Consider the following 14,785-nt stretch of genomic DNA (forward strand, 5'->3'; position numbering starts at 1 on the left):
CTTATGACCGAAGCAGGAAGACAAGTAAGTGAGAATGATCAGTTAAGAGCCGATATATATCAGTTACTGGCAGCGTTGTTACGCCGCCAACCTAGTGCTGAATTATTAGCGTTCTTAGCCGATTTAGAGGTAGAGGCCGAGGATGGCAATACCATGAGTCAAGCATGGAATGCGTTAAAACTCGCTGCAGCAAACAGTGATACCAACACCTTAGAAGATGAATACTTTGCTATTTTCTTGGGTGTAGGCAGTGGCGAAATTATGCCATACGGTAGTTGGTTTATGACCGGCTCGTTAATGGATAAACCCTTAGCTGCATTGCGCGGCGACCTGATGCAACTTGGCTTTGAACGTGAAGAAAACGTTAAAGAGCCAGAAGATCATGTTGCGGCATTATGTGAAGTCATGGGCTGCTTAATTTTAGAAGCACCAGGTTATCGCCAATTAGCGTTTTATCAACGTCATATTGGTAGTTGGATTATGCGTTTTTGTGACAACTTAGCCAACACGCCTAGTGCTCATTTTTATCAAAGCGTTGCACAATTAGCTAAAGCGTTTTTTACCGCTGAGGCCAATGAATTTGAACAACTGAGTTTAAATATTCCGGTGAATTGTCCAGGTAGTGCTGACTTAGAACCGCTTGAACAAGACGTTGTACAAATTAACTAAACCGGGTGATGGCTTATTTTGCCTCATCTTTTTATCAACAAGGAGACAATATGAAAAAGCAAGCTTCCGACATGGGTCGCCGCCAAATGCTAAAAGCATTAGCGCTCGGCACAGCGGCAGGTGCTGTGGCTAGTGTTAGTGCACCTGCACTTGCCCAAGTCACTAAACCGTCTGCAGAAGAGCCTACGGGCACTAACTATCGCGAAACAGAGCATATTCGTAATTATTATGCATCGTTAAGCAAATAACAAAGGAGAGTGTGTGATGCGATTAACCCGCAAAACAGACACGGCCACCAAAGCTGAAAAGCCAGGCCTAGGTCTTAACCGACGTCAATTCCTCAAGTCTGCCAGTTTGGCGACGGGTGGTATTGCAGCGGCTTCAATGCTTGGCGCAGGTATGATGCGTAAAGCAGAAGCTAAAGATGTCCCACATGATGCTCCAACCGAGATAAAACGGACAATTTGTTCTCATTGTTCAGTAGGTTGTGGTGTTTATGCTGAAGTTCAAAATGGGGTATGGACTGGGCAAGAGCCTGCGTTCGACCATCCATTTAACCAAGGAGGTCATTGTGCCAAAGGCGCTGCATTGCGCGAGCATGGTCATGGTGAAAAACGCTTAAAGTATCCGATGAAGTTAGAAGGCGGTAAGTGGAAACGTCTATCATGGGAACAAGCTATTAATGAAGTGGGCGACAAAATGGAGTCGATTCGTCAAGAGTCTGGTCCTGATTCCGTTTACTTTATGGGTAGTGCTAAATTTTCCAATGAACAATCTTATATGTATCGCAAATTAGCAGCGATGTGGGGCACTAACAATGTCGATCACTCAGCTCGTATTTGTCACTCTACCACGGTAGCCGGTGTTGCAAACACTTGGGGCTACGGTGCGCAAACTAACTCGTTTAACGACATCCGCAATTCAAAATGCATGATGTTTATTGGTTCTAACCCATGTGAAGCTCACCCTGTGGCGATGCAACACATTTTGATTGGTAAAGAACGCGGTGCCAAAATCATCGTTGTTGATCCACGCTTTACCCGAACAGCAGCTAAGTCTGATGAGTATGTCCATATTCGTCCAGGTACCGACATTCCATTTATTTATGGTTTGTTATGGCACATTTTCGAAAATGGCTGGCAAGATGATTCGTTCATTTCTCAACGTGTATACGGCATGGAACGTATTCAAGAAGAAGTGAAAAAATACACTCCAGAAGAAGTTGAACATATTGCTGGTGTGCCAAAAGCTCAAATGTACCGTGTTGCGAAAATGATGGCAGAAACTAAGCCAGGCACTATCGTGTGGTGTATGGGTGGTACTCAGCATCATATTGGTAATGCTAACACTCGCGCATATTGTATTTTACAGCTTGCCCTTGGCAACATGGGTATCGAAGGCGGCGGAACGAACATTTTCCGTGGTCACGATAACGTACAGGGTGCGACTGACTTTGGTTTGTTATTTGATAACTTACCAGGTTATTACGGTTTAACCTCTGGTGCATGGGATCATTGGGCCAATGTGTGGGATCTGGAACCTAAGTGGATCACCGAGCGTTTTGACCAAGGTGAATACTTAGGTCAATCACCTCAAACATCAGCGGGTATTCCTTGTTCGCGTTGGCACGATGGTGTGTTAGAAGACAAAACCAAGATTGCTCAAAAAGATAATATTCGTCTGGGGTTCTTTTGGGGGCAGTCAGTTAACACTGAAACCCGTGGTCGTGAAGTGCGTGAAGCGCTAAACAAAATGGATACCATTGTGGTCGTCGATCCATTTCCAACTATGGCTGCAGTAATGCACGAGCGCCAAGATGGAGTGTATTTATTGCCTGCGGCAACTCAGTTTGAAACCTATGGTTCGGTTTCGGCTTCTAACCGTTCTTTACAGTGGCGTTCGCAAGTTATTGAACCATTATTTGAGTCATTACCTGATCATACAATCATGTATAAATTGGCTAAAAAATGGGGCGTAGAGGACCAATTCTGTAAGCACATCAAGGTCAATGGTGATGAGCCATTAATAGAAGACATTACCCGTGAATTTAATACAGGTATGTGGACTATTGGTTATACAGGCCAAAGCCCTGAACGTTTGAAAATGCACCAAGAAAATTGGGGCACCTTTGACGTTAACTCGCTGGAAGCACCCGGCGGCCCAGCTAAAGGCGAAACCTATGGTTTACCTTGGCCATGTTGGGGTACACCAGAGCAGAAACATCCAGGTACTCAAATCTTGTATCGCACCGGACGTGAAGTTAAAGACGGTGGTGGTAACTTCCGTGCACGTTATGGTGTTGAACATAACGGCAATAATATTCTTGCGGAAGGTTCTTTCTCAAAAGGTTCTGAAATTCAAGATGGTTACCCAGAGTTTACTGCCGACATGCTAAAACAGCTTGGCTGGTGGGATGACCTAACAGCAGACGAAAAAGTTAAAGCTGAAGGTAAAAACTGGAAAACTGATATCTCTGGCGGTATTCAACGTGTGGCAATCAAGCATGGTTGTATCCCTTATGGTAACGCTAAAGCGCGTTGTATCGTATGGAACTTCCCTGATGATATTCCATTACATCGCGAACCGTTATACACACCTCGTCGTGACTTAGTGGCTAAATACCCAACCTATGAAGATCGGATGGTAGCGCGTCTACCAACACTTTATAAAACGATTCAAGACAAGGATTTTGCTACTGATTTCCCAATGGCATTAACTACTGGTCGTTTGGTTGAGTACGAAGGTGGTGGTGAAGAAACCCGTTCAAACCCATGGCTTGCAGAACTGCAGCAAGAAATGTTCATCGAGATCAACCCAGCAGATGCTGCTGATCGCGGTTTACGTGATGGTGATGACGTGTTTGTTCATAGCCCAGAAGGTGCCAAAATTACTGTTAAGGCTATGGTGACACCGCGTGTTATTGCGGGTGAATGTTTTATGCCATACCATTTTGCTGGTGTATTTGAAGGCAAGAGTTTGGTCAAAAACTACCCAGAAGGCACAGTGCCTTATGTGATTGGTGAATCTGCCAATACCGTAATGACCTATGGTTATGATGTCGTAACGCAAATGCAAGAGACCAAGTCTAGCTTGTGTCAGATAAGCAAAGCCTAAACACTTGATGAGGAGATAAGCCATTATGGCAGTCATGAAATTTCTGTGTGACACCAAACGCTGCATCGAGTGTAACGGTTGCGTCACAGCATGTAAAAACGAAAACGACTCTGCTTTAGAGTGGGGTATTCAGCGTCGCCGCGTGGTAACGCTTAATGATGGTGAACCAGGAGAAGCGTCAATCTCAGTAGCATGTATGCATTGTACCGATGCACCATGTATGGCTGTTTGTCCGGCCGACTGTTTCTACCGTACCGAAGACGGCATTGTGCTCCACAACAAAGATACTTGTATCGGTTGTGGCTATTGCTTTTATGCTTGCCCATTTGGCGCGCCGCAGTTCCCTAAAAAGACTGCATTTGGTAGTCGCGGTAAAATGGATAAGTGTACTTTCTGTGCTGGTGGCCCAGAAGAAGATCATTCAGAAGCCGAGCGTCTCAAATATGGCTCAAACCGTATTGCTGAAGGCAAATTACCAATGTGTGCTGAGCTTTGTTCAACCAAAGCTCTGTTGGCCGGTGATGCAGGCATAGTGTCTGATATTTATCGTCAACGTATGGCTGCACGCGGTAATCCAAATGTGATTTGGGGCTACAATCCTAAAACAGGTGAAATGGTTTAACCCAGAGCAATGGCTGCGATAATTTTCGCAGTCATATAAGGAGTGACAATGTTAACTTTAACGTTAAACAAATCACTGCGCAGGATGTTTGCTCTGTTGGTTCTGTGTATGGGATTGGGGTTGGTTACATCGACGGTTTATGCCGCCGATGAACAATCAAGTCAGCAACAAGCAAAGTCTAAAACCAGTGATGCAGATCTCTGGCGCGCAGTAAAAGCTGGCGAACCCGGATACAGTACAGACAAAGGCCTTGATGCTGATGTTCTGATTAATGTATCGGGTAATGAAGGCAAAATATTGCGAAATACTTACCTAAAACCAGCACTTGGCTTAGCCATAGTGGGGGTTTTTGGGGCCTTTTTAGTGTTTTACTTAGTCAATGGTCCATCAAGATTAAGTAAGGGCTTTTCAGGCAAAATGGTACTTCGTTGGAGCACAGCCGATCGTTGGTTACATTGGATTATGGCAGTATCTTGCCTAACCATGATGCTAACAGGTGTGATTATTATGCTTGGGCGACATCTCTTAGCCCCATATGTCGGAGACGGTATATGGGCAGGGGTTATAGCCTTCAGTAAATTTGCCCATGATTGGTCTAGCCCCATTTTTATGGTGTCTTGGCTAGCATGTATCATCAAATGGATGCCACTACAATTTTTCAAGATGTATGATTTGAAATGGTTTTTAGTGGTTGGCGGCTACATTAACTTTGGTCCGTTTAAAGGCAAACACCCAGACAGTGGTTTTGCCAATGCGGGTGAAAAAATGTGGTTTTGGACCTTAGCTATTTTTGGTCTAAGCATCAGTCTAAGCGGTATTATGTTAGTGTTTCCGACACTGGATTTGCCGCGTGAACTGTCGATGCTCGCTTTGTTGATACATGGTCTTAGTGCGACGATCTTAATCGCATTTACCATAGTGCATATTTGGATGGGAACCGTACTCAGTGAGGGCGGAATGGAGTGCATGTTATCGGGCTATTGTGACGAAAACTGGGCTTCACAACATCATAATGTGTGGTATGACGAAATCAAAGCCGATGGTACTTTAAAATACAAAGAGTAACCCTGGCACTCTGGTGTTAGTACACTAGTTGATTGCAGATATAAAACACCTCGTTAGGTCACTGACAAGGTGTTTTTTATTGACCATTTTAACTGCGTTATCGGCTTTTTAACGGCATAATGCCACCCAAAAGTCTCAGTTTTATCACTCATTGTTATGGTTATGGGCCAACGATTCTTTGCCAAAACAACTTTGAGAGATCAACAGACTGTAATCAAAATAACGGTTTCATTTGAATCATTATTCAAAGTCAGTTAGTGTTTCTGACATTATTAAATTACAAGAAAACGAGTAATTTAGTCGGCTCGTTATGTGAACACACTAAAAAGACAAACCATGGTCGCTATTTCACGAAAATTTCAGTTTTTAACGTTTTCCATTATGTTGGCAGGCTGTTCTTCGATGCCGGCTGATGTTGGTGGCAATTGGATCGGTTTTACTGAGTCTGGCCAAGCCTCACATTATGCAGATAGATACCAAAATAAGAAAACGGCTAGCGGGGATCTCTATCGCCACAATCAAAAAACAGCAGCCCATAAAGATTTACCATTCGGTTCAAATGTAAAAGTCACCAATATTAATAATGGTAAAAGTGTTACCGTCAAAATCAATGATCGTGGTCCGTTTGTTAAAGGACGCATCATTGATCTTTCTAAGTCGGCTTTTAGCAGTATAGGCAATGTATCTACAGGTCTTCTTGACGTTAAAATCGAAGTGATCCGTTAGCGGGTACAAAGCTTGCTGTATACGTGAGTGTAAATATGTTTAGTCTGGCTTAGTAGCATAGGTTTTCAGGGTTTAGCAGGTGAATGTTATATTCTAAGGATGGTTAGTGGGACAGTCAGTACTGTTTTGCGTGTTATTTTTTAGTCCAGTAATTCATGCAGTAGACTTTCATCACGATATTGTCTCGAGTTTGCTTAATAGAACACCCCAGCAGATTTTGTATGACGGTTCTTATATCTCAATACCATTATCTCAATGGTGATGTAGCTAAAATATCTGTGTATGCACAAATATGATTATTCGAGTCTACCAAGGAATTGGTACTGATTTGCAACAACTAGTGCACCAAGATAGGCGTACACTTTTCTCTTTATCCTTCTCAAAGACTTTGGGGTCTGAATTCTACAGATAGAAATATACACCAGCGACGTGCTGCTCATTTGCAGACGTTCTTTAAAAGGCATGGTAAATCGTTAACCATTAGGGCTCATGATTCTGCTTATGCTGTTGGCGATATTGTTACTTGGATATTGCCAGAGAATTTACCTCATATTGATATGGTTATCGCTCAGGTTGACGCTACAACCGGTAATCCTATGATTGTTCATTATATTGGTTTTGCGCCTAAAATTGATTTTTGATTATGACATGGCTAGGCATTATCGATTTGAACCATCGAAATTTAACCACTAAGTAATGGCTTGGACTATTATTTAAAGTGACGGTCGTACGGCATTAGTGGCTGGTTGTGCAACGTTAATATTATCAAATAAACAACGTTATTTACTGTTGATTTGCTACCAAAGATAAACAGATATTATCTGGTGCTTCTAAGGATAAATGATTAACCCTAAAGAGAAATTATGCACATCATCGAGAAATCATTAGCAATCGCTTTACAAGCTTATTCGGGGAAACAAGATAAGGCAGGGAAAGCATATATTCTTCATCCACTTAGGGTCATGGCCAAAATGGATACTGAATACGAAATGGCTGTTGCCTTGCTTCACGATGTTATAGAAGATTCTGATTATACTGCTGAGTATCTCCTAGAAGAGGGTATCCCATTAGATGTAGTAAACGCATTGCAATTGTTATCTAAGAGCGGTGATGAAAGTTACCATCAATTTATCAATCGCGTTACCGCTAATCCATTGGCGGTCAAAGTTAAAATCGCTGATATTGAGGATAATATCAATATTTTACGTTTAAAGGTTATTGATGCATAAGATCTTGAGCGGATGGCTAAATACCATGCCGCCTGGAAGACGCTGCAAACTTTAACGCCCATAACGTCATAAAATTAAAAAGTTTTCGTTACACCTGCTATTGTTGAGTAATTAAGCTAACATTCACTATTGTCTAACCGTAGTATTTGCATGAAATAAATAGGACTGGCTTTAAAAACGAGAGAGTTAATATGGATTTTAATTTACTGCGTTTGTGTGTGTATTTACTTTTTCTAAGTCTATGTCACCTAGTTTATCTCCCTTATGCTTGTGCAGCGGATAAGTTCGTTATAAATCACTCCGACTCAGAAAGTGATCGACGCTATCAATATACTTATGAGCTGTTAGATTTAATTATTCAAGAGACCAATGCCGATTTTGGGGATGCTTCTATTGAAGTGACGAATCAGGTGATGAGTCGAAATCGGATATTTAAATCATTACAGGATGGCCAAACGATTAATGTTATGGCCGAAGCATCAAATGAAGAGTGGAATACAAAGCTCATTCCAATCCCTATCCCCATCCGCAAAGGCATTCAAGGGTTTAGAGTTTTTATTATTAAAAATGAAAATAAAAACTTGTTGGCCAATATTGATTCACTAGAGCAATTGATGAGGCTGCGAACCGGTTCAGGTAGTCAGTGGTCTACCAGGGTTGCTATGAAACAAGCAGGATTCGATGTGGTGGAGAGCGCGCAGTACGATAGTTTATTCAATATGCTTTCAAAAGGACGTTTTATCACATTTGGGCGTGGAGTGAATGAGGCTTATCAAGAGGTTGAGTTATTTCAAAAGCGTTATCCTGAATTAATCGTAGATGAACATATTGTGCTTAATATCCCTCTGGCGACTTATTATTATGTATCGCCTACAAAGCCTAGGTTAGCGAATAGAATCAAGGTTGGTTTACTGAGAATGATTGAAAATGGCAAGTTTGATAAACTTTTCTATCAATGGCATTGCGAGTACTTAATGCGAAGTCAGCTTAACAAACGCAAATTATTTAAAATTAGTAACCCGCTGGTAGTCGAATCACAAATGACTTCGATTATGGGTAAAGACTTTTTGTTTAATTCAAGTTTGGATGCATCATCTATCTGTCAAAAGTACCTTAAACCATAATAACCAATGACAAATGGTTCAGTGAGTATTCTCTAAGTCGTTAAGAATACTCATTTATGCCGATTTAACCACTATTTGGAAATATTACTGCCGTTATGCTAGAGATTAACTATTCTATTGGTGACCTAAAAACCTCGATGCTGGTTGTAGAAGATCATCATTTTTACCTTCTAACTGAGGTATGGGTAAAGGCTGAAGAGCTGAGCATCGGTGATAAAATAGTTGCCTGTAGTGATGCTGTCGCTGAGATAGACAAGATCAATAAAGTTGAAGATTCACATCATTGCCAAGATTTAAAAATAAGCCACAATCATAATTATTTTGTCACCACTACTCGTCCGGCTTTTCATGACACGCTTTGCGATAGGGCGCCAATCGATAAACTTGAACTTATGGCCTATGAGTTGGCCAATAGACCCTCTAACTATCCTGATGGTAGGCTAACCGGTTACCATGGTGGGCCTTGGGTTGCGGCTAAATATTTACATCGCGATCCCGACAAGGAAGTTATCGGTTGGGGCCGAGCCAATGACAGCATGTGCGCTGAAGATGCAGCTGTAAGTGATTTGAGGCAAAAATTGGGTGATGCGATTGTGCTACATCGAAGTAATGTAACTATTTCTCATGCCTATTTGAGAAAATATACTAAAAAAGGCCGCTTTGTGAATACAATGAGTCCTTGTATTCACTGTCGTGATAACTATGGTAGTGCACTAAATGACCTCACAGTTGGTGTGAGTAATTTAGCTAAAGACGGTCGTGATTATTTGCCCCTAGTCGAAGAGTCATCCTAAGTTACCTATGGATTGACCACCCGAAACTCCAAATCAACAATCCCAGTTCAGCTTGAGATTAAGCCTATCTGCATATTTTATATCGCTCGATTTTATTGCACTAATGAATAAATTTTGCGGCAGCAATTATCTGGAAAACCTGACAGATAATGATTGTCGCAAGCGATGATGTTGGATTTGGTAATAGGAAACTGTAGGCTTATTGTTGAATAAGAGCTTTAAGTTGATTTGCAACCGACGCTATTTTACGTCAAATTAGTTTCAGTGATTTAGGTTTATTATAGAACTGCTCAGGTGCCTTGTCTCACTACTAAGGAATTTACGTGAATATTTCAGAATCACACAAAAAAGAGCTTTTGGTTGCTAAATCGCTATTAGAAAACCCTGGGCTAGCGGTAAAAATAACTAGCTTTATAGGTACTCCTATTGAAAAAGGTTTAGCGTTACTACCTGAAAACTGGAATAAAAATATTGCCAAAGTCACAGAGAAATCGCTACTTAAAGCGTCTGATGCGGCGATATTTACAATGAAAGATATTCCCGGAGAACAGTCGTCTAATGTTTGGCATAAATTAGGCGTTGCGGTGAGTGGTGGTATGGGTGGTTTTTTTGGCTTAGCTGCAATTGCCGTTGAGCTTCCTATTTCGACAGCAATAATGTTGCGCTCTATCGCTGATATTGCTCGAAGTGAAGGCGAGTTGATTACTACGCTGGAAACCAAGATGGCTTGTTTAGAAGTCTTTGCATTAGGAGGCGCAAGTGATTTGGATGATAGTAGTGAATCAGGATACTTTGCCATACGCGCTACGCTAGCTAAATCTGTGTCTGAAGCCACTGAATTTATGCTTAAAAAAGGGCTTACCGATGAGGCCGCGCCTATTCTAGTTAAGTTAATTACTAAAATCGCTGAAAAGTTTGGCGTTCAAGTGACGCAAAAAGCTGCAGCTCAAGCTGTACCCGCTATCGGCGCAGCTGGTGGCGCTGTCATCAATACTTTGTTTATTGATCATTTTCAAGACATGGCCAGAGGGCATTTTATTGTACGAAAGTTAGAGCGAGTATACGGACATGAAAGTGTAAAAATCGCTTATAAATCGTTAGCTCAAAAGGGCAATAGATAACTTCACATGCGCAATTCATTTTGATAGCAAGCGTATTTCATACGCCAGTTTTATTACGCTGATACGTCAATTGGCTTTGTGTGCTAAATCAATTACTCGTTTGATATCAGTGATGCAAACCGTTCGGTTTGGACTGGCTTAATTCATCTCTTATATTCAATAGCGGTTCTGTAAATACAAGCTCGCAGGTACATTATCGACCAGTAATACCCTAGCCAGACCATTATACTGCTCGCTGTGTTTGTTGAATAGATGACATAAAGCATCTATTCTTTATGCACTTAGCTATAACATCAAGCTGGATTATTAGTCAGAGAAGGATAGCAATATGACACAACCTGTACCTGAACAGGCCGCTAATACTAAGTCGTCAACAACCGACGATCTACAGCCAAACAACAAGGCTGTTAAACGTGAAGAGCGGCAGAAGCAGTCAACAAAAGTAGAGATAGCGTTGACAGGTTCAGAGCGTGAAGCTGTGGATGAGCATGGCAGTCTTTCATCACTCACCGTCTATTCTATTATTCTGCGTGAAGGTCAGGAGGAACTGCAGCGGCCGCTACTCTCTTTGTGGTGGTCTGGTATCGCGGCTGGTATCGGTATTTCATCATCGGTGTTGGCTGAAGGTATCATCCGAAGTAATCTAGGCTCCGATCACCCTTATTTGTCGCTCATTGAAAGCCTTGGATACACTTTTGGTTTTGTACTCGTCATTTTAGCAAGACTGCAGCTGTTTACTGAAAACACCATCACAGTCGTACTGCCGCTGCTAGCCAGCACAACACAGCGTCGTCTGGTGTGCACTGCTCGCTTGTGGGCTGTGGTATTGGCCGCTAATTTCGTTGGCACTTTGTTTACCGCGGCTATTTTCGTTCACGGTAGCGTTTTAACAGAAGAGATCCTTAGCGCGGTTCTCCAGATATCACGCCATGTCGCCGAGTTAACGCCGGCAGAGACACTGATGCGCGGCATTCCGGCGGGCTTTTTTATAGCCGTACTGGTGTGGATGTTGCCCTCGGCAAAAGGGTCTGAAGTGCTGGTTATTATTATGTTTACATGGTTAATTGCAGCTGGAGGCTTTACTCATGTTATTGCTGGCTCCAATGAAATATTTAGCCTTGTTGTCAATGGGGAGATGAATATGTTCACTGCGCTATCACACCATATCGGTCCCATGTTACTGGGCAATATTATTGGCGGTACAGGGCTGTTCGCCATGTTAGCTTATGGCCAAGTTAGAGAAGAAATGTAAATTTCATATTGAAACAGGTAATGTTGTCTATTCTCAACATGGCTGACATGGCTGACATGGCTGACATGGTTGTTTTTATATGATTTATTGGAGCCATTTCATCAGGCGCTTGATTTATAATGAGTCAGCACCTGTCTTAAATGATGACGATGTTGGATGACCCATATCGTCTCACATAGCTTAGTCCTGTTATGCAGGTTACAGCAGCGTAATACTCTTTTAAGGATTTAATCATGTCTTTGCTGCTAACGGTTTTAGCAACCACATTGCTTGCTGGTTTGGCTATGCCATTAGGGGCCTTAATTGCCCGTTTTGAGAACGTCAGCAGTGAGTGGCTTGAGCAGGAGTTTAGGCACAGTGTCATGGCTTTTGGCGGTGGAGCACTATTGTCTGCCGTTGCTTTGGTTTTAGTACCAGAGGGTATAGCGCATCTTAAGCCATTATCTGCTTGTATCTGGTTTATGGTCGGTGGGCTGAGCTTTATGGCCCTTGATATTTACCTGCAAAAAATAGCGACGCCTGCTAGCCAGCTTGCTGCAATGCTGGCTGACTTTATTCCTGAGTCCATTGCTCTGGGAGCCGCATTTGCAACGGGCAGCAGTAATGCATTTTTACTTGCAGGGTTAATCGCGCTCCAAAATGTGCCAGAAGGATTTAGTGCTTATCGTGAGTTAAATGGCTCTTCTGCTTTTCGGCCCCATAAAATTATCCTTATGTTTTGTTTTATGGCATTGCTGGGCCCCATAGCAGCAATGTCTGGCTATTTATGGCTTTCAGAGTCGCCAAAAGTGATTGCCGCAGTCATGCTGTTTGCCTCTGGCGGTATTCTCTATTCAATATTTCAAGATTTAGCTCCTCAGGTAAAACTAGAACAACGTTGGGCACCGCCAATGGGAGCGGTATTAGGGTTTTGCCTTGGTATGCTGGGGTTAATGTTAACCGCATAATCAATACTATCGTTAGGTAACATTGGACAATCTCCAGACGACAAAGGGAGTCAACCAAAAGGATGATGCTCAGTTAACTTATCTACATTTAACCATCGTTGTGCCAGTCTTTATGTCGAGTAGATAATTAACTCTGTGAATTTTTGCTTAGCCGGTCGACGGCCTCACATATCATTAACCTCTGTTGTTATCTTTTCGGTATCTGAATGATATAACTTGTGTGACAGACGGTAATTATTGCTGCAGGGTTTTATCTGTCTCAGGTAGAATGCCGACCCAGCACTTCGTTTTTTATTTTTGGATATCCTCTAAATGCAAATCAATCGTGTACTTCTGACCGCTGTCGGTAGTGTTTTACTGGCTATGGTGACCATTCAATCCGGCGCTTCTTTAGCAAAGCAACTTTTCCCTTTGGTTGGGCCAGAAGGCACCACCGCTTTGCGTTTAGGCTTTGCTGCTACCGTACTTTGGTTGGTTTTTCGCCCATGGCGAGCATTACCACAAGGCCGAGATTGGCAGAGTATTATTATTTATGGCCTATGTTTAGGTGGGATGAATATCCTGTTTTACTTAGCTATTGATCGCATTCCTCTGGGGATAGCTGTTGCGCTGGAGTTCACCGGCCCTTTAGCGGTCGCTTTATTTGGCTCTAAGCGCAAAAGTGATCTGTTTTGGGTTGCCTGTGCTATTGCGGGGATTTTGCTGTTAATGCCTGATTTATCTAGCGCACAAGGGCTTGATCTCACTGGTGCATTAATGGCATTAGGCGCCGGAGCATGTTGGGCTGGTTACATTTTGTTTGGAACTCGCACAGGCAAGCAAGCATCAGGTGGCATCACCGTTGCCTTAGGCATGACTGTTGCAGCAGTCGTTCTGGTACCTATTGGCGTAGTTAGCCAAGGCATGGCATTACTGAGCTGGGAAGTGTTACCGCTTGGATTATTAGTCGGGGTGTTATCCAGTGCTTTGCCTTATTCTTTGGAAATGGTGGCCTTGAGAAATATGCCGACACAAGCTTTTAGTGTGTTGATGAGTTTAGAGCCTGCAATTGCCGCATTGGCGGGTTTTATTATTTTAAGTGAGCAATTGACCTTGCTCCAGTGGGCCGCAATCGGTTTAGTGATTATCGCCTCTATCGGCAGTAGTTTTACGCCTAAAAAAGCCATTGAGATGGGCGTGTAGCTTTGTTTATAGTTTTTGTTTGCTTAATACATTGATATTTATGCTTTGGCTTGTCGTTAAAGTTGCTACGAGCCACAATGGCTAGCTTATGCTGGCTGTATGTTTAGGGTTAACTTTGAAGCTGTAATTATAATTTTTCGCTCATTGATTCCAGCTATGGATTCTAGGTGTCGCCAGCCATATTTTTCACATCTTGTCGCTCATCGTTTTTATCGCCGATAGGTCACAGGCACAATGATCAAGATAGCAGCTTAATGTTTTCTGCTTACAACCGTAATGTTATCGATTAATAAATGGCGATGTTAGCCACGTATTATGTGGTTGTTAAATCTACTTGTGGCGCAGAAGAGGAGATAAAAGACTAGACTGTTTTTTTATTATTTAGGCTTTATACTTCCCGGCTGTTTTGTCTTTATAGAATGTAAAACATGAAAAGTTGGATATTTTTAAGTGTGGCCATTTTAACTGAAGTGGTAGCCACTTCAGCGCTAAAAGCCAGTGATGGATTTTCAAAATTAGCGCCTTCAATCGTAGTTGTTGTCGGCTACGTATTATCTTTTTATTTTTTATCTCTCGCACTAAAAAGTATTCCTGTCGGTGTTGCTTACGCTACTTGGGCTGGACTGGGTATCGTATTAATTACACTTATTGCTTGGGTGATGTATGGGCAAAAATTAGATTTAGGTGCACTGGTGGGGATGGCGTTCATTTTAGTCGGTGTCGTTGTGATGAACTTATTCTCAAATGTGACTCCGCATTAGCGCGTTAACTAATAAGTAGGCATGAGCTATTGAGTCCTAGTCTGTTAAGTAACGGTATTGATTAGCAATTTATGGTGCGCATTCGTCGTCCGTTTCGAGGCAATAAAAAGGGCTTAACAATGATAGTCATTGTTAAGCCCTTTTTTGTATCAGTGGTAACTCAAGCCCAAACGATCAAT

Annotated in this window: 14 protein-coding genes and 1 pseudogene; all 15 read left to right on the forward strand. The window is 42.3% G+C overall.

Features of this window, described 5'->3' with window-relative positions:
- Nucleotides 1-3 precede the first annotated feature (3 nt).
- Nucleotides 4-669: a molecular chaperone gene (locus H5123_RS16855; RefSeq protein ID WP_182698709.1), complete on the forward strand. Its 666-nt coding sequence runs from the start codon at nt 4-6 to the stop codon at nt 667-669.
- Between the two features lie 50 nt (nt 670-719).
- Nucleotides 720-917, forward strand: a complete 198-nt coding sequence (locus H5123_RS16860) for a formate dehydrogenase (RefSeq protein WP_124017768.1) — start codon at nt 720-722, stop codon at nt 915-917.
- 16 nt (nt 918-933) lie between these two features.
- Entirely contained in the window at nt 934-3,783 is a 2,850-nt protein-coding gene (locus H5123_RS16865) for a formate dehydrogenase subunit alpha (protein WP_124017791.1), read from the forward strand.
- Between the two features lie 25 nt (nt 3,784-3,808).
- Nucleotides 3,809-4,405 (forward strand): formate dehydrogenase FDH3 subunit beta, encoded by a 597-nt coding sequence (gene fdh3B / locus H5123_RS16870; RefSeq protein WP_124017767.1) that lies wholly within the window; start codon nt 3,809-3,811, stop codon nt 4,403-4,405.
- Nucleotides 4,406-4,453: 48 nt separating this feature from the next.
- The gene (locus tag H5123_RS16875; protein WP_124017766.1) at nt 4,454-5,470 is read left to right on the forward strand and encodes a formate dehydrogenase subunit gamma; all 1,017 of its coding nucleotides are present in this window, start codon (nt 4,454-4,456) and stop codon (nt 5,468-5,470) included.
- 336 nt (nt 5,471-5,806) lie between these two features.
- A complete protein-coding gene (locus H5123_RS16880; RefSeq protein WP_124017790.1) occupies nt 5,807-6,196 on the forward strand; it encodes a septal ring lytic transglycosylase RlpA family protein in 390 nt (129 codons plus the stop codon).
- 292 nt (nt 6,197-6,488) lie between these two features.
- Nucleotides 6,489-6,837, forward strand: a pseudogene (locus H5123_RS16885) (DUF1287 domain-containing protein).
- A 222-nt stretch (nt 6,838-7,059) separates the two neighbouring features.
- Entirely contained in the window at nt 7,060-7,425 is a 366-nt protein-coding gene (locus tag H5123_RS16890) for a GTP pyrophosphokinase (protein ID WP_182698710.1), read from the forward strand.
- A gap of 191 nt (nt 7,426-7,616) precedes the next feature.
- On the forward strand, nt 7,617-8,549 hold the full coding sequence (locus tag H5123_RS16895; RefSeq protein WP_182698711.1) for a hypothetical protein: 933 nt from the start codon (nt 7,617-7,619) through the stop codon (nt 8,547-8,549).
- A gap of 95 nt (nt 8,550-8,644) precedes the next feature.
- Nucleotides 8,645-9,343, forward strand: coding sequence for a polymorphic toxin-type HINT domain-containing protein (locus H5123_RS16900; protein WP_182698712.1), 699 nt, complete (start codon nt 8,645-8,647; stop codon nt 9,341-9,343).
- A gap of 323 nt (nt 9,344-9,666) precedes the next feature.
- Nucleotides 9,667-10,464, forward strand: a complete 798-nt coding sequence (locus H5123_RS16905; RefSeq protein ID WP_182698713.1) for an EcsC family protein — start codon at nt 9,667-9,669, stop codon at nt 10,462-10,464.
- Nucleotides 10,465-10,792: 328 nt separating this feature from the next.
- Nucleotides 10,793-11,716 carry a formate/nitrite transporter family protein gene (locus H5123_RS16910; protein WP_182698714.1) on the forward strand — a complete coding sequence of 308 codons (924 nt, stop codon included), beginning with the start codon at nt 10,793-10,795 and terminating at the stop codon, nt 11,714-11,716.
- Between the two features lie 233 nt (nt 11,717-11,949).
- Nucleotides 11,950-12,663: a ZIP family metal transporter gene (locus H5123_RS16915; protein WP_124017760.1), complete on the forward strand. Its 714-nt coding sequence runs from the start codon at nt 11,950-11,952 to the stop codon at nt 12,661-12,663.
- A gap of 312 nt (nt 12,664-12,975) precedes the next feature.
- On the forward strand, nt 12,976-13,845 hold the full coding sequence (locus tag H5123_RS16920; protein WP_182698715.1) for a DMT family transporter: 870 nt from the start codon (nt 12,976-12,978) through the stop codon (nt 13,843-13,845).
- 428 nt (nt 13,846-14,273) lie between these two features.
- A complete protein-coding gene (locus H5123_RS16925; RefSeq protein WP_124017758.1) occupies nt 14,274-14,606 on the forward strand; it encodes a multidrug efflux SMR transporter in 333 nt (110 codons plus the stop codon).
- The last annotated feature ends 179 nt before the right edge of the window (nt 14,607-14,785 follow it).

It is taken from the genome of Shewanella sp. SR43-4, assembly GCF_014163845.1.
GTDB lineage: Bacteria > Pseudomonadota > Gammaproteobacteria > Enterobacterales > Shewanellaceae > Shewanella > Shewanella vesiculosa.